Origin of the sequence: Marinoscillum sp. 108 (assembly GCF_902506655.1) — a bacterium.
In the GTDB taxonomy this organism is placed as follows: domain Bacteria; phylum Bacteroidota; class Bacteroidia; order Cytophagales; family Cyclobacteriaceae; genus Marinoscillum; species Marinoscillum luteum.
On record NZ_LR734817.1, the window covers coordinates 600,912 to 617,627 of the forward strand.

Here is a 16,716-nt window from a genome sequence, read left to right on the forward strand (position 1 = left end):
TCCAGATACAAAAATCTAGTTTTAATCAAATAATCTCATTGCAGTTTCAAGAAAATCCTTCGGGGACCGTTTAGTGTTTTCAGGTATCTGTTCCTCTAAACACCAAGAAAATGGGTAGAGAGCCTGATATACTTGGTCTTCAGATATTGGTAGTCTCAGAGGTGATGCATAAATTCTATAGTCGTCTTGGAGTTTGCGTATAGATTTAAGAAAAATCTCCGGATTTTCTCTAATGACATCTGCATTGACTATTAGAGTATCTATATTAATTAATGTTACTCCTCTGATCCTATTTTTGATTGGGCTGCACTCGTTGTCAGACTCCATCTCTTGGTACATCCAATAATTTAAGATGGTGTTCAAACCGATCAAATCAAAAACTCTATCATGGACGATTATTATTGGATAGAATACCAGTTTATCTAAATTCTCCAAATTCGGATCAATTTGAGCAGAATTGGATAATACAAGTTTGACGCTTTGAAGTAATTCTCTTATCGCTTTTCTTTCGCCTTTTTTATTAACAAGAAATTTCAGCTTTAAATCAGCTTCAATTTGCTCCCAATCTCCAGAGGACTTTATGAGTTTGTTAATTAAAACATCCTTACTCTCAAACAATAGAATCTCTGAACCCTTTCGGGAATAATAGTCCGTGAACCCTTTGATTTTGATATCTTCTCCGTGGACATTGAAATGTGTGGCAAAAATACGATCAAGAACATCATATGTTAATGATTTCTCAGAGAAGTCAAAGGAAACTTTTTGTTTCAGTATATCATGGGATTGTTTATCGGGCATTCTACTTTTGAAAAGCCAGTAGATCCCTTTGAATAATTTCTCAGCTAAGAAAAGGTCAAACACAATGATAAAAGAAGACTCGCCTTCCCTAATTAGAGGCTTAGATCTCAAAGTAACAAAATCCACATCTTCATGTTCTTTACCCTTGAAATAGAAATCCTCGAATAAAAGTGAGTTAGCTTGAATCGGATCAAAACTAATTTTAATGAAGTGAGCAGGGCTTGGTTGATTAATCGCAAATTGGATAATTCCAATCAACTGAAATAAATATTGGCGCCAAGTTTCAATGTTGTAATTCTCTAAAATTCCTTGAAGATGTGGTTTCAAAAAATCGTCTCTCTCGATGAATTCAAAGAATTTAAATGATTTGATCAATGAAGCCCCAAAAATCCCTTCAATACTATAATTAGTAAAGTCGTTATCTCTCAACGATTGGCTAAGGTACATAGCAGCCCCTTTGACTCCCATTGGCACTATATTTTCTGTGGATTCTAAAACCTTAGTATCATACGTGGACACCATAAGTTCATTGATGAGCAAATAGTAAAGTAGAATATTAAAATTGACAGTATTTGAATCAAGCTCACCTTGTGAATGACCCTTTTCAACTAAATCCTGAAATAGAGTTAATGAAGCAAATGGATTAACAATTCTCCAGTTGATTTTTTGATCCAGCCTTCTAAATCTAGCTAATATCGGTCCGAGTTCCGGATGGTCCTTACCCAAAAAATGAATGAAAATAGAAACTGGATTTGATTTACATTCATCCCTCCAATCATATGCAATAAGTGATGGCCCAATTTTTAAAAGAGTGTTCTCCGACAATCCATCTAATAGGTTCCTTGGGTCTGGAGGTCGATCATTAAAAAGATCACTAAATCTAAGCATCACACCCTTACTAATTCCCATCATTTAGCCATTTTCGTTATCATCAAATTTGGGAATACCAAAATCTAACCTATCTAGATCTGTTCACCTCAAAATATAAAGCTTGCCAAAACCGTGCTTAAAAGCCCGGTCGGCGTTGGTATTTCTGTGCTCTATCTGCTCTCCGTTCTGGCGAATGAACACCTTGTAGAGGTAGACTCCATTGGCCAGCTGATCACCATACTCATCCCGTCCATCCCAGGCGTATTGGGTGATGTTATTTCCTATTCGTAAGGGGCCTATTTCATCCTGGGTGATTTCACGCACCACCCTGCCTGTCACCGTCATGATTTGAATTTTGATACGGTCGGGCATAGTGCTCCCCGTAAGGGTAAAAACAAACCTGGTCTGGGTAGAAAAGGGATTGGGGTAAGGGTAGAAATGTGTGATGGTAGACTCATTGATCACCTCAAACGAGATCTCATATGGGTACTCACCTGACTGATTGCCACTCTCATCCGTTCCCTGCACCCGAAGGGCATAAACCCCATCCTCCAGTGGGCCAGGCATATAGTTGATTTCGAAATCTTCAGACTCACTGGCCGGGGTATAAGTCACTTTGGGGTTGGCAAAGCTCACCCGCTCGTAATCGCAGGCCTCACATGGAGACTTCAACTCAATGGTGATCCCGGAGGTATCATCTTTATACAAAAACTCATTGTCGTCCTTGAACCGAATCAGGATACTCGGTGTAGGCGACACGATATCTCCATCCAAAATATACCCCCCATCAAAGGTCACATCGAGCACCGGATTGATCTTATCCTCAGTCACCAGAAGGGCATTCAGCTGATTCACCATATTATTCACAGTGTAGAGCTCCGTTTCAGAGGCCTGCACACTCACAAGGACGTTATTATAACCCGTTCTGCCACGCGTATTTTTTATCACCTCTATCCTGGTGGTATCTCCAGGTGCCGGTGCGGCCACCCGGTAATTTTCAGACTCACGATTTCCACTGGTCACATTAGTCACCGCCACCTGCACATTCAATGAATCTGTAAACACAGCATTGGATATATTGGTGAACAAATAATTTCTGCTAAAACCAGCGCCTTCAGCCACCTCTTTAATCTCATAATCCTCAGGTACCAAAATCCCCTCTGCCGGATATTCGTAGTTGACCCCCCAGCTTCTTAGGTTAGGCGGGGTTTGGTCAGCATCATCTGCAAATGCAAAATTAAGCGTCATGTAAGGATATAGATCTGCATCCAATTCGGAGACATCTATCTCTGTGGATCTGCTACCAGAAAAAATCAAATCCTTCTGACCAGTGGGTGATACGCCCGTCACACTGAACTGCCAACTATCGTTTGGTTCGCCATCTACCTCATAATGAAAGCTCTGCCACCTTTTGGCAGGGCCTATCAGCGTGGAACTGAGGCTTCCTGAAGTAAACTTTCCGGTCACCAGCCCCACCAGCTCTATCGCCTGAGATTTTAACGGAACGGCACTTCCATCAGAAGTCACCACCACGGCACTTCCGACAGGGTCTCCTTTCCTACCCAGAAAGATGACCGGCTGTCCGTCGGTCAGTCCTTCAATAGTGGCATTGGCAATGCCAATGTTGTTCAGAGAAGATTTTATCTGTGCATCCCATTTGGAAAACGCTACATAGTCAAAAGAAAACAGCAACACCACGTCTCCATTGTCAATCACAGAGACAATGCTATCAAGGTACCGGGTACTACCCAACACCTGACTTTCATTAAAATTATGAATCATTTGTGGCAGACGTCCGCAGACCAGATCATCATAAACATCTGTACCAAGGAAACCAAACGGCCTATATGGCTGCGCTGACTCTTTATCAAATACCACCGCATTAATGGCGTTCAGTCTTTTGCAGGTAGGGTCGGCGGCATTGTCTGTGAGGAGCAGATTGATTCCATCCACAATCACCTGATAATCCACGTATTCATTGGGGCTGTCGACACCATGTGTATTGATTTGAATGCCCGTTTTTGTCTCCTGAAAACTTAGTTTCTTACTATTCACGTCATAACTAACCCCATGTAATGGATCCTTCTCAAACTGATAGGCTCCCACCTGCGCCCAGCCCTCCGCAGCATCATCCACCAGCGTAAATGACGACTCCACCCACGAGGTGTCTTCATTATCCCGTGCTTCCGAAAACCTCGTGCGCCAGTAGACCGTGGTGCTATCAGGAGCTGAAGTAAGATCCAGCGGATAGCTCATCAGCAGCCCTCCTTCAAGCGATTCATTTTTCAGAAAAGGACTATTATAGGTGGCAGTAGTATCCACCATCAATGAATACACACGGTTTTGCTCCAGCTGATTGGCCGACTGCCAAAGCAACCTGGTCACAGGCTCAGCGATAATAGAATAGTCGACAGGATACAACGGAATCGTATTCCCTTTGGGGATAAACAGCTCAAAATTGGACGTATTATTCCCTTCATTGAGTTCGGTCACGTCATTATCCGGATCCAGCTGAATAAGAAAAGTATTCGTGCCCTCATTGGAGCTCTCCAGATCGTTGTAGAGGGTAAAACTGAGGGTATCCTGCCTCAATACCCTTTCGAAATAGCGACTTACAGTCTCCTGAGAGCCGTCCGGAAAAGTCCTTTGGATCGTGATCTTCAGCGAATCCTTGACAGAGCGCCCGTAGTTTCTCACCGGGATATTAATCTGAAAGCTATCGGCATTGGACAGTACTCTCTCCTGGCCAAATGCTGAGGCATAAGTTTCTAAGGTTTGAATTTCATAGTCTGGCGACTGGGCGCCGAACACTTTCACTGCCGGATCACCCTGCAATACGGTTTGGTACACCTGAGACTGCTCAGTGCCACCCGTACCGTAAACCTCCAAAAACCTCTCGGAAACCAGTTTCGTCAGTTCTCCCAGAGATCGGCCAAATGTTTCGTCAGTTGCAAAAGCAAATTGATAGAAAAGATCAGACCATCGTTTGAGGCTGGAAGAAAGTGCAAAATCTGAATTGGCCATCACCGCGAGAGCCCCGGCATTCGGCGTTCTCATCCAATCTTCTCCAAAAGTGAGGCTGGTGGTGAAGATTTCACCCGCGTTGCAACCATTGACCAGGATCACCGGATATTTTCCTTTATTGGTATATCCATCTGCCGGGTTGGAGGCCCTGCCGATCTCTATATCTGTAACGATGCTACTGGAGTGTCCGAAAAAGGTAATCAAACTTACCCCCTGATTGACTTCCTGAGCCACGTTGATGACTTTCACTGCATCCGTACTGTTTTTGTTAATGTTGGACGCCTTGCCTCCAAGAAAATCCCGCTCGGCAATCGATTTGAAGTTGAGAATATAGTTTTCGAATGATCTCAACTCCCCTGCTGTCTGTCCCCCACTCAGGTGGATCAGATTCTTCCGCCACAACTGATCATATGGAACAGCTTCCATTTCCATTACTTTATCGAGATAGGCCTTCACATCTCCACTATTCAGGGCATTCAAACGCCCGGTGGCCACCTGAGGAGCCAGGTTTCCAGCTTGAGTATCTACACTGAAGAGCAGGTCAGACCCCGGATAGCCAAAAGTGGGCACATAGTGAGTCAAACTTGTCGTTTGGGGGTTATTGCGGTAGTACTTATGGTTGACAGTGGTTCCCTTTCCGATCAGAAAGAGGTACTGTGGGGCGCCGGAATTGAGGGCATATCCCACAAAATTTCTGATCGCTAATGGAGAGGGGTCCCCATAATTAAACTGATCAAAAAGACTGGAGATCTCTACTTTCAGTACATCATAGCCGCCTCCGGCCGAACTTTTACGATAGTTGACATAAGCGGTCACCGGATTCATACCATCCACCAGCTGATCGAGCTTAGGATGTGTGACCAGTAGATAGTTGGCACTGGTAACTGCTAATGGGGTGAGAGTGGCCTTTGAAATGGAAGGCACAGCGGCCGGAGCTTCAAACGCATGCAACACCCGATCAATGGTCAGGTCCGGAAAAACAAACTCCAGCCTGTCTGCAAAGGCAGTGGTGGCCAGGGACTTTGGTGCCACAGGATTGGTAATATCAAACACACGAAGAGAAGACGCCACACTTGTGGGTACTTTCACATACCCCCTTTGAGCACCGGTTGACCCAATGTTGTATGTTTTAGCACCACTGGTGTGATTAAATTTCTGAGCATAGTCTACTTTGACGTATGACACACTGATCACATCTGTTTGTCCTGACAGCCCCTTGGGAGTAACCTGAACCATCAACTCTCCTGAAGTACCCACATCACTCCACTCAAGGGCTCCACTATAATATTTGTGATATCGGGCATCAAAGGTTACCGTGGCAAGGGTTCTCAAATTATTGGTATTTCTACCCACACGAATGTCCACTACATGCTCAAAACTACTGACCCCTATAAGTACCAGTTCGAGCACTGGCTTGGGGCCAGTGGTTTCCACATTGCTCAAAGTATAGTTAAACGTATTAGAAGCATTCTTCGAAATATTACTACCTGTCCATCCTTCTCCGTAATCATACCTGGCTGAGAGGATCTCATTGGTAGAGCCATAGCGCAGGCCCGTGGCGTACGTGCCTACCTGAAGTTTCAACTGGCTATCCGTATGGTAGGGCGTAGCAGTCAGACCTGTGGCGTCTTTGATACTTGAGAATTCCATTCGCTTCCCACTTGTATTGGTCAGATGCCAGGTGAGAAAGTAAGTCGCTGTATCTGAAAATAAATTGTAATAGGTATGTGGTTGTGCCTCTGGAGACACATAGAGCTCTGTATCTGCCTTTCCATCGCTTTTCTTACCATAAAACTCAAAGGAATCTAACCTCCCATCGTTGTTGGTGTCCTGAGTGGCTATGGCCACTTCTTCGCCACGGCGAAAGAGCTGATATCTATTCACGGCAATATTGGCAACAGGCACACCTGCAATGGCCAGCTCATCAGCTGTAACCTTATACACCCCGTCCTTGGCTATTTTGATTTTGTAGTAGCTCTGCTCGTAATTGATCCATTCATTGCCAAAGGTCTGTGCGTTTACCGTCAAGCCCAACAAGATGCACCCCCCCAACAAAAAAACTCTAGTCCACCACATTGAAGTCCACTTTGATTGAAAAAACATGTGAATAAAGTCCTGCTGCCTGATCACCGATATCTGTGAATGCGTAATCAATGGCCACTTCCTGTATTTTAAGTCCAATGCCTACGTTCGGTTGAAAAGTCCACGACTGGCTACCATCAAAATCTTTAATCTGCTGAAACTGTCCTATTCCACCCCTCAAAAACGCCAGCTGCTTATAACCCAGTTCCACGCCCAGTGACGGATCTACCGAAAAGGACTCCGTTCTGATCAGTGTGTTTCTTTTCCCGTCCGTAGTAGTGACCAGATCCAGAGAAGTCATCAATGAAAATTGATCCAGAAAACTAAGTGTTCTGGATGCCCCCAATATCACCCTGGGCAATGTCACCTCCAGGGATCTGCTGTAAAGTTCATTCCCGGTCTGGGCATAAACCTCAGCCAATTCCTCATCTGCTATAGACCAGCTGTTGAACGTACCAAAAAGATCACGTCCCATCAATCCAAAATTCCATGATTTCCAGGTTTTCTGTAAGCCAACGTCCATTCCAAACCCCCAGGATCCTGCAAAATCACCAACAATCCGACGAATGACTTTAACACTCCCCCCTACATCCAACCCTCCCAGTACCCTGAGTCGCCGACTGTAAGAGATCAAAAAAGCATAGTCTGCCGCTGAAAAAAACCGGATGTTATCATAGTTCACTGACCCGTTGGCATCAAAAAGAAGTCGGGTATCAGCAATGTCGTCCACAGCAAACCGAATAACCGAAACACTCAGTGCAGAACTATCATCCAGGCGGGTGGCAAAAGCTCCGTAATCGTAGTTGGAAATACCCGCAAAGTAAGCAGAGTGCATGAGCACTAGTTGATGATCGGGTTCCATTTTGGAGAGTCCGGCAGGATTCCAATAACCTGAGGATGCATCGGCGGTGTGTGAGACCATACTCAACCCAAGACCAAAAGCCCGCGCGTCCACCCCTATGTTCAAAAACTCATTGCTGTATTTAGGCGTGTTATCCTGAGCAGGTAAAACGATGCTGCAAAGCATACCAAAAATGAAAACGAAAACGCCTTTTCCCATTGACCGTTATTTGTTCCTCTAATTTAGATGAAGACTTGAGCTTCTTGAAGACAAAGGTGACAATACTCTGAGTTAAACACCCATAATTTCGATTAAATATAATTTTTCCAAGTTTAAATATATTTTTTTGAAGAATATCGCAAGGTTCGGTAATATTTCTTACTAGGTACTCGGCCATGCATAGTACCTTTCCGTATACACTATCAGTCGTGACGCGGGAAACTCATAAACTCATGGAAAATGAACATTGAAAACACACAAGTACAGATGCGAAAGGGGATTCTGGAGTTTTGCATTCTCCATATCATCGCACGAGGAGAGGTATACGCCTCTGATATGCTCGAAGAGCTTACCTCAGCAAAGATCATGGTAGTGGAAGGTACCCTCTATCCGCTACTCACCCGGCTCAGGAAGGCCGGCCTGGTAGACTATAAATGGGTGGAGTCCAACTCCGGACCACCCCGAAAATACTATACCCTCACTGAAGAAGGCACCTCCTTTCTAAGTGGCCTGGATCAGACCTGGGAAGAACTGGTATCATCCACAGGACGAATCATCTCTGTGAACAAGAACTCAAAATAAAAATCATGAAGAAGACTGTAAGCATAAACATCGGTAGCATCATCTTTCACATAGAGGAAGATGGCTATGATAAACTGAAAAATTATCTTGATTCTGTCAATAGGTACTTCTCCACTTTTGAGGACAGTGGTGAAATCATTGCTGATATAGAAAGCCGGATCGCAGAGATCTTTCTTTCCAAACTTGCGGATGGCCGCCAGACGGTCAATCTGGAAGATGTGGAAGAACTGATAGCCACCATGGGTACCACCCGCGACTTTGAAGCCACCATAGAAGCAGAGCCAGAAGAATCAAAATCCTCCTCAGCTCATGAGGAGCCCAAGGCAGAAGAACCTGCCCCTTCTGGCTCTAAGAGACTCTACCGGGATACGAAAAGAAAAATCCTGGGTGGTGTAGCTGCCGGTATTGCGCATTACTTCCGGATCGACCCCTTATGGATCAGGCTACTGATCGTACTGCTGTTCATCAATGTATTCCTTGGCGGACTCAGCGGGGCCACCTTTTTGGCCTATATCATTTTGTGGATTGTATTACCCCCCAATGAAACACTGGAGGAAGATCAGAAAGTAAAAAAACTGTTCAGAAATTCAGATGAACGAGTCTTAGGGGGTGTGGCCAGTGGTATCGCTTCCTACTTTGGTACAGATACCACGGTGATCAGGCTCTTATTCGTGCTTTCTATATTTCTTGGTGGAGCGGGTATAGTCGCATACATCATCTTATGGATCATTTCGCCTGAGGCCAAAACCATCACCGAGAAAATGCAGATGCAGGGAGAGCCCGTTACCCTCTCCAATATTGAGGAAAACGTAAAAAAAGGTCTCAATGTAAAAGAGGGCGAAGAAAGCCCATTGGTGAAGGTACTGCTATTCCCTTTCCGTCTGATTGCCCTGATTATCAGTGGCATTGGTCGGGTATTGGGGCCGGTGCTTCGCTTTCTGGCCGAACTCATCCGCATCGCCTTTGGGGTGTTGCTGGTTATCTTCGGAGTTTCTACAATGATCGGATTCATAGTAGCCATCTTCGGGATTCTGGGCATTGGAGGCTGGGAAAACTATGTCCGCATTTCGGACTTTCCTATAGAACTTATTCAAAGATCTCTGGATGGATGGTCCATCGGTTCAGTCTTTATCGTAATGTTCATTCCGGCACTTGCAGTGAGTCTATTGGGATTGGTGATTATTTTGAAAAGAAGAGTTGCTAATGCTTACGTGGGCTGGTCATTGTTCACATTGTGGATTGTAGCACTCATTTTTGCCGCCTTTACTGTACCAAGATTTGTTCAGGAATTTGCGGTGGAAGATGACCTGAGGGTAGACAAAACCTATCCGGTAACCGCTGCCACTCCCACCCTGCGACTGAATGATTTAGGCCTTGATACTTTTGATGCGGTGGATCTGCGCCTGAGAGGGCATGAGGATAGTACCTACCAGCTACTCCTAAACATAGAAAGCCGGGGCAAAAGCAAACGTGATGCCCAGGCCAATGCTCAGACCATTGAATACAAAGTGGAACAAAAAGGAGATGATTTTTATTTTGATTCCAAAATCACCTTCCCGAATGAGACGCCGTACAGATTTCAAAATGTTAAGGCTTACTTCTACATCCCTTTTGGGAAAACCTTTAGAATGGAAGAAGATCTGGAAGAAATCCTGATCAACACACTCCACATCAATGGATACCGACCATATCAGATGGAGGGCAATGACTGGGTGTTTGAGCAAGATGGGATTAAATGTCTGACCTGTCCCGACCGATCCTCCAAGAGCTTTGACAAAGAGATGAACAGAAGCGAAAAAAGTGCTTCATACTCCGGATCTGAGAAAATAGACTACCCTTTCGAAGATTTTGATGAAGTGAAAATAGCTTCCTTCTTTGATGTGGATATCAGACAGGGTGACGAATGGCAGGTGACCGTAAAGGGTAATGACGATGACCTGGACGAAGTATATCTCAATCAGGTAGGCGATCGGCTAGAGGTGAAATTCAAAGAGGACAGCTGGGAATGGTGGAAGGATAAACGATCTAATAAAGTGGGCATTTTTATCACCATGCCCAACCTTGAGTACCTCGAAGTTATTGGGGATACCGATGGCGAGGTAAAAGGCTTTGATGATGATGAGATCACCATGGAGCTTACAGGAGCCTGCGACTTGTATGTAAATGTAACTCCCCGAAGACTCGAAGTGCAACTCACAGGGGCCTCCACCATGGAGCTGAGAGGTGAGGCAGCAGAACTTAATGCTGATCTCGTGGGAGCTTCCCGACTAGAAGCCTTTGACTTCTTAGCCCGGCGGGTGGAAGTAAGCGCCATCGGCGCCTCCAAAGCTGAAGTGAATGGCAGTGAAGAAATCGAAATAGAAGCAGCGGGAGTGAGTAAGGTCAAATACAGAGGCACCCGCAATGTGAAAATCGACGAAGACGGCATTAGCTCCGTAGATAGAGACTAAGACTAAAAACAAATAGAATCATTACAGTCTTTCGGTTTGTTTTGGCCCCACAGATGTCTAGCTGTGGGGCTTTTCTTTTTTGAAATCACTATTTTTCCTCCAACAAGAAAACCGAGCACATGATTTCCTTCAGACAAGCTACCCGAACAGACTTGCCCGCCATCATTCAATTACTGGCCGATGACCCACTGGGCCAGCTAAGAGAACAACCTTCCGATCCTCTATCACAGTCCTATTATCAGGCTTTTGAGGTCATAGATCAGGATCCCAATCAGGAACTGATGGTGGTGGTAGAAGCAGAAGAAATCATCGGCACTTTCCAGATGACATTTATACAATACCTCAACTATCAGGGCGGTAGTAGATCCATGATCGAGTCCGTGCGGGTGAGAAAAGATAAACGGGGACAAAAAATTGGTGAAAAAATCATCCTCTGGGCCATAGACCGCTCGAAAAGCAAAGGGGTAAAAATGCTCCAGCTTACCTCCGACAAGAAACGCCCGGATGCCATCAGGTTTTATGAGCGCCATGGTTTTGTAGCCAGCCATGAGGGATTCAAATTACACTTTTAGTAAATTTATAGGCTACCAACCTCGACTCAATGAGACTCACTGTCACCTCAATCTCTGTTATCATTATACTTTTGACGTCCTGCTCCAAGCCTGAAACCTCCAGAGAACCCCATCGTCAGGGACTCACCGAGCGAGGAAAAAAAGCCAATCACGACAAAGCCATTACCTACAGCCTTATCACAGTGGAGATCGGCACTCCTAAAAGTCAGGTAAATGTGGCGGAAGAACACCTCTATGGAAAATTCTTTGGAGACCGGGCAGAGTTTTATATTGTGGAAAACCCTGAGCTCTATGTCTCAAACTCGCAGGTCAACCGACTCACACTCTACTTCATAGACGGTATGCTTTGCAAAAAGAAATACGATCTGGAAAGCGACATCAGCCAGGAACTCATGAAGTCATATGGCAGTTTCAAGTTCAAAGCACTCAATGATTCCACAAGGGATATTTCGAAATCAGAGAAAATTGTATTGAAAACTGATGGCAGCGCGCGAATCAACGAACACCTCAACCGTTTCCAAATGAAATGGGACCAGGAAGAAGTGCTCATCAAGTACCTCATCTTTAAGGATTCGGTACAGGCAGAAATCCACCTGGTGGAAGAGCTCTCAGCTTATAAATACCTGCTGGATCAGGCAGAAGCCAATATTTAATAGTAAATCCGGTTTTGGCGGGAACCAACAGGGATTCCTATCCACCGCTGCATTATTCCCACTCTTCAATTTAAACGCAAGTTGACCCACGGGAATGGCCATAAGCATGCGCTTATTGTATTTCTTTGCAGCCCAACCACCTAATAGAATGAAGAGTTTACTTTACGCCATACTTGTGCTGGTGACTGTGCGCCTATCTGCCAGCGATCCCGAAAAACAGACAAGAATGCCCATGATCAAGGTTTACAAAAATGACCTTGAAAAAGTCTACACTGTATTCTTCGCCGATACACTGGTCCGAACGGTAAAGGTGAGCTTACAGGACAAACGAGGGGCCACACTCATCGAAGAGTCATTTACCGCCAAGGGTTTTTCTAAACCTTTCGGACTTACAGAACTGAAAAACGGAGAATACGAATTTGTGATTTCATATGATGGCACCTCTGTCACCGAGCCCATTGCCTTGCGAAGCGAAAAGGAAATCATGGATGCCAGCATCACGCTGAAAAGAGACTACCCCACCCTCATGGTGAATGTGTCCTCCTACAATATGAACCCAATGAACATCTTCATCTATGACAATTATGATAAGCTGCTAAAGATGCTATATTGGGAGCCTAATGACCGCATGATGACCAAAAACATAGACATGTCACAGTTTGACGGTTATGAAATCAGGGTACAAATTGTGCAGGATGGTATTGACAAATTAGAGCAATTGGTGCCACTTTACTAGATATTAAGAATCAGCTACAGGCCGCTCCCTTCAACCAGGAGCGGCTTTTTTTTAAGCCGACTTCTTCACCTGACTACCTTCCCATCAGGTTCTCCCCCATTCTCACAGGTTTCCATTTTTTATTTCCATCCGCTGTAACTTTAGGTTCAACAGGGCGTCTCCTTTTTGAATGTCACCAAACCAACTCTTCGAAACGCACATAATTCCGGCTACTGGCAAAATGTTCAGGTACGCTAAGTCCATCTTGAAAGAGACGGAGCTGGCACAGGATGTCGTGCAGGAGTGTTTGGCTAAAATCTGGACCAAAAGGCAAATGCTCGAAGGTGTACAGAGCCCGGAGGCATGGGCAATGCGCATTACCCGAAACCAGTGTTACGACTGGGTAAAAACGAATCGGTTTACCGTGATTTCGGATCAGGAAATGGACCAACCCAACAATGACAGTGCAGACTATCAGGCTTTGATGACTGATCAAATGCATTGGCTGGAAAAGGTACTCGACACCCTTTCTCCGAAGCAGCGAGAAATTTATCACCTTCGGGAGATAGAGGAGATGCCTTATCAGGAAATTGCTGAGGTACTTTCCCTGAACCTGAGTGAGGTGAAGGTTTCCCTACACCGAGCTCGAACGAAAATCAGGTCTTCAATGGAAAAAATAGAGTCATATGGAGTCGCGAATTAAAGGATTACTTGAAAAGTACTGGGCCGGTGAGACTTCCATACAGGAAGAAACGGAGCTCAAGGAGCACTTTCGTGAAAACCCGTCTCTCACTTCTGAGGGTTCCTACTTTCGTGAGCTCAACCGACTGAAAGCAGACCCGGAAGTGAAATTCACACATCCGGGACGCGCCGGAAGGAAAGCCAGATGGTCAGTGGCTGCAGTGGTGACCATAGGACTGATGGCCGCCGTACTGGTGATACAGGATGCCCGTAAGCAAAGTGAATTTGCTGTGGAGGATCCCAAAGAAGCCTTTGAGATCACCCGAAAAGCACTGCTGATGGTTTCCTCAGGACTCAATGAAGGCAAAACCTATTCGACTGAAATTAACAATCTCAACAAAGCAGAAGAGCTCATTCGTGAGAACTAAGCATATCTGCCATTCAAAAACTTAAATACTCAAATCATGAAAAAAGGACTATTAATAATCATTCTGAGCGTGTTTTCTGTAAGCCTCATGGCTCAAGGAACGGTGGTCAATAAGTATTTTACAGAACTGGCCGATGACGAAGCATTCACCAAAGTCTCGGTGAGCAGTAAAATGTTCTCTCTTTTCACAGACCTGGAAACGGGCAGTGCCACGGAGGATGAATTTCTGAAGGCGGTGAGCAAACTCAAAGGCCTCAAGATAATCGTAGCGGATAGCATTGGCAATGCAGCCAAGATGTACAACAAAGTACTGATCGATATTCAAAATGCTGGATACGAAGAGCTCATGTCCGTGAAAGATGCAGAGGAAAACATGAAATTCTCCATCAAAGAGAAAGCCGGAAAAATAGAAGAACTGCTCATGGTAGTGGGAGGCAAAAAACGATTTGTCTTACTCAGCCTCTATGGGGAGATCGATCTGAAAAGCATTTCTAAAATAGCCAAATCGATGAAAGTAGATGGTCTGGAAAACCTTAGCAAAATAGATGAAAAATAAATCAGGGAAGTACTTGATCCTGATGATCCTTATGGGGCTGACTACTCAGCCCCTTTTTGCGCAGGAAGACATCCTGAAAACGCTGGTAGAGGACCGGACCGACCATAAATATGTCTTCTACCCCAGCACACTCCGGATGATCAACCTCACCAAAAATCAGGAATACAACGAGTTGGTGAAGGATGTAAGCAAGCTGTACATCTACATGCTGGACAGTGCCATCCGGGCCGACAAAGGCTATCGCAAAATCGCAGAAGGCTATACCAGGCTAGGGTATGATGAGTATGCCATGGCCTATGGCGGAGATCTTTCCCTGGCTATCCTCGGATCTGAGCAAGCCAGTACCAACACCTTCGTTGGGTACCTGATACAGGATGAACTGGCGGTGGCGTTTTATCTGAGTGGCACCATCGCCTGGCAGAAAATCCCCACGCTGCTCAACACCTTAAGAAAGGAAGACCTGTTTAATTTTTTAGACCCCACAAGCCAAGAACATTGAGCAACACTCTCGAAATAAGCGGACTGACCAAGCACTTCGGAAAATTTGTGGCCGTTTCTGACCTCAACCTGACCATCGAAGAAGGACAGGTCTATGGCATCCTTGGCCCCAACGGAAGTGGAAAAACCACCACCCTGGGGATGATACTGGATGTGGTAGCCCCTACTTCCGGTCACTACAAATGGTTCGGGGGCATGTCTCCCATTGACGCCAGAAAACAAATTGGAGCCATCCTGGAAACCCCTTGCTTTTATCCTTACCTCACTGCGGTACAAAACCTGCGAATCACTGCCCACATCAAGCAGTGCCCTGACTCAAGGATAGAGCAGGTGCTGGAGCAGGTAGGGCTCTACGAGCGCAAAGATGACCGATTCAAAAACTATAGTCTGGGTATGAAGCAGCGCCTGTCCATTGCTGCAGCCCTCCTGGCAGACCCTCCGGTGCTCATCCTGGATGAGCCTACCAACGGACTCGATCCTCAGGGAATTGCAGAAATTAGGCAACTGATTCATCACATAGCGGCAGAAGGAAAGACCATCATTATGGCCAGCCACCTACTGGATGAAGTACAGAAAGTGTGCACACATTTCTGCGTGCTCCGCAGAGGTCACAAGCTTCATGAGGGGAGTGTGGACGAAATACTGGGTGAAACCAATGAGATAGAAGTGGTAGCCGAAGACCTGGAGAAGCTGGAAGCACTTCTGGCCGGTAACACCCACATCACCAAGGTCACCAGAGCCAATGGTCAGTTGACCCTGACAGTCACAGATGAGATAAAGAGCGCAGATATTAACCAATATTGCTTTGAGCAGGGGATCACACTGAAAAAACTACTCACCAAGACCCGCTCTCTGGAGCAGGAATTTCTAAAAATACTCAAAGAAAAATGATCAGGGCACTCAAACTGGAATGGCTTAAAATAAGGGACTACAAAACCTTCTGGGTTCTTTTAGGAATGTACGTGTTGGCACTATTGGTGATCTGCTTTGGCGGCATGTTTTTGCTGGAGTATTTGAAATCCAAAGGTGCGGATTTTAACGGGATAGACCCAACCATCTTACCCATCTACGACTTTCCGGACATCTGGCAAAACACCACCTATCTGGGATCATTTCTTAAGGTCCTTCTCGCCTTCATTGTGATCATCTCTGTGAATAATGATCAGGCCTATAATACCCTTCGGCAAAATGTCATTGACGGAATCAGCAAAAAAGAATACCTGGCCAGCAAATTACTTTTTATCGCCGCTCTGGCCCTGATCAGTACCCTATTTCTCTTCCTGTCTGGAATGATCAATGGGGCCATCTATTCTCATGTGTGGGGGAGTCAGTATATCCTGGACGAACTGGAATTTCTGGCCGCCTACTTTTTTGATATCGTGGTGTACTGCTCACTTGCCTTCCTCCTTTCACTGATCATCAAGAAGTCCGGTTTTGTGATCGTGCTACTCTTTCTATACACCCTGATGTTCGAGCCCATTTTGGCGCTCATTCTGGAAGAATCTCCATGGTTCAAGGGGACTTTTTGGGCTGAGATAGCCCCTTTCCTACCCATCAAAGCGCTCAACGGGCTTATTCCGGTGCCTTTCCCAAAGTACGTATTCATGGAAATAGTGGATAACGTACCCATAAAGGCACTCCTCATCGCCACGGGTTGGTTGGTCATCTATCTGAGTGGGATTCTCTTTCTACTGAACAGGAGAGACCTCAAGTAGTGATTTCTTTTCTCAATCCTTTTTTATAGATTT

14 protein-coding genes are annotated in these 16,716 nt (G+C 45.3%); 11 read left to right on the top strand and 3 right to left on the bottom strand.

Annotation, left to right across the window (positions count from 1 at the left end; genetic code table 11):
- Nucleotides 1–21: 21 nt before the first annotated feature.
- Genes GV030_RS20085 through GV030_RS20095 form a run of 3 tightly spaced genes read right to left on the bottom strand, consistent with a single transcriptional unit; the run spans nucleotide 22 to nucleotide 7,834 of the window.
- A complete protein-coding gene (locus tag GV030_RS20085) occupies nucleotides 22–1,710 on the bottom strand; it encodes a hypothetical protein (RefSeq protein ID WP_159585144.1) in 1,689 nt (562 codons plus the stop codon).
- Nucleotides 1,711–1,770: 60 nt separating this feature from the next.
- Nucleotides 1,771–6,768, bottom strand: a complete 4,998-nt coding sequence (locus GV030_RS20090; protein WP_159585145.1) for a C25 family cysteine peptidase — start codon at nucleotides 6,766–6,768, stop codon at nucleotides 1,771–1,773.
- On the bottom strand, nucleotides 6,755–7,834 hold the full coding sequence (locus tag GV030_RS20095) for a PorV/PorQ family protein (protein ID WP_159585146.1): 1,080 nt from the start codon (nucleotides 7,832–7,834) through the stop codon (nucleotides 6,755–6,757). The genes GV030_RS20090 and GV030_RS20095 overlap by 14 nt, the downstream gene beginning before the upstream one ends.
- Nucleotides 7,835–8,074: 240 nt before the next feature.
- On the opposite strand from GV030_RS20095, the gene GV030_RS20100 reads away from it, so the two are divergent.
- From GV030_RS20100 to GV030_RS20150, 11 genes are all read left to right on the top strand, one after another.
- Nucleotides 8,075–8,416 (top strand): PadR family transcriptional regulator, encoded by a 342-nt coding sequence (locus GV030_RS20100; protein ID WP_159585147.1) that lies wholly within the window; start codon nucleotides 8,075–8,077, stop codon nucleotides 8,414–8,416.
- A 5-nt stretch (nucleotides 8,417–8,421) separates the two neighbouring features.
- Nucleotides 8,422–10,866, top strand: a complete 2,445-nt coding sequence (locus tag GV030_RS20105; protein WP_159585148.1) for a PspC domain-containing protein — start codon at nucleotides 8,422–8,424, stop codon at nucleotides 10,864–10,866.
- A 119-nt stretch (nucleotides 10,867–10,985) separates the two neighbouring features.
- Nucleotides 10,986–11,438, top strand: a complete 453-nt coding sequence (locus GV030_RS20110; RefSeq protein WP_221413415.1) for a GNAT family N-acetyltransferase — start codon at nucleotides 10,986–10,988, stop codon at nucleotides 11,436–11,438.
- Nucleotides 11,439–11,467: 29 nt separating this feature from the next.
- The gene (locus tag GV030_RS20115; protein WP_159585149.1) at nucleotides 11,468–12,091 is read left to right on the top strand and encodes a hypothetical protein; all 624 of its coding nucleotides are present in this window, start codon (nucleotides 11,468–11,470) and stop codon (nucleotides 12,089–12,091) included.
- Nucleotides 12,092–12,239: 148 nt separating this feature from the next.
- Nucleotides 12,240–12,827: a hypothetical protein gene (locus GV030_RS20120; protein ID WP_159585150.1), complete on the top strand. Its 588-nt coding sequence runs from the start codon at nucleotides 12,240–12,242 to the stop codon at nucleotides 12,825–12,827.
- A 169-nt stretch (nucleotides 12,828–12,996) separates the two neighbouring features.
- Nucleotides 12,997–13,509, top strand: a complete 513-nt coding sequence (locus tag GV030_RS20125; RefSeq protein WP_159585151.1) for an RNA polymerase sigma factor — start codon at nucleotides 12,997–12,999, stop codon at nucleotides 13,507–13,509.
- Nucleotides 13,493–13,915, top strand: coding sequence for a hypothetical protein (locus tag GV030_RS20130; protein ID WP_159585152.1), 423 nt, complete (start codon nucleotides 13,493–13,495; stop codon nucleotides 13,913–13,915). The genes GV030_RS20125 and GV030_RS20130 overlap by 17 nt, the downstream gene beginning before the upstream one ends.
- A gap of 36 nt (nucleotides 13,916–13,951) precedes the next feature.
- Nucleotides 13,952–14,470, top strand: coding sequence for a DUF4252 domain-containing protein (locus GV030_RS20135; RefSeq protein WP_159585153.1), 519 nt, complete (start codon nucleotides 13,952–13,954; stop codon nucleotides 14,468–14,470).
- Nucleotides 14,460–14,969, top strand: coding sequence for a hypothetical protein (locus tag GV030_RS20140; RefSeq protein WP_159585154.1), 510 nt, complete (start codon nucleotides 14,460–14,462; stop codon nucleotides 14,967–14,969). The genes GV030_RS20135 and GV030_RS20140 overlap by 11 nt, the downstream gene beginning before the upstream one ends.
- Nucleotides 14,966–15,859: an ABC transporter ATP-binding protein gene (locus tag GV030_RS20145; protein WP_159585155.1), complete on the top strand. Its 894-nt coding sequence runs from the start codon at nucleotides 14,966–14,968 to the stop codon at nucleotides 15,857–15,859. The genes GV030_RS20140 and GV030_RS20145 overlap by 4 nt, the downstream gene beginning before the upstream one ends.
- Nucleotides 15,856–16,683, top strand: a complete 828-nt coding sequence (locus GV030_RS20150) for an ABC transporter permease (protein WP_159585156.1) — start codon at nucleotides 15,856–15,858, stop codon at nucleotides 16,681–16,683. The genes GV030_RS20145 and GV030_RS20150 overlap by 4 nt, the downstream gene beginning before the upstream one ends.
- The last annotated feature ends 33 nt before the right edge of the window (nucleotides 16,684–16,716 follow it).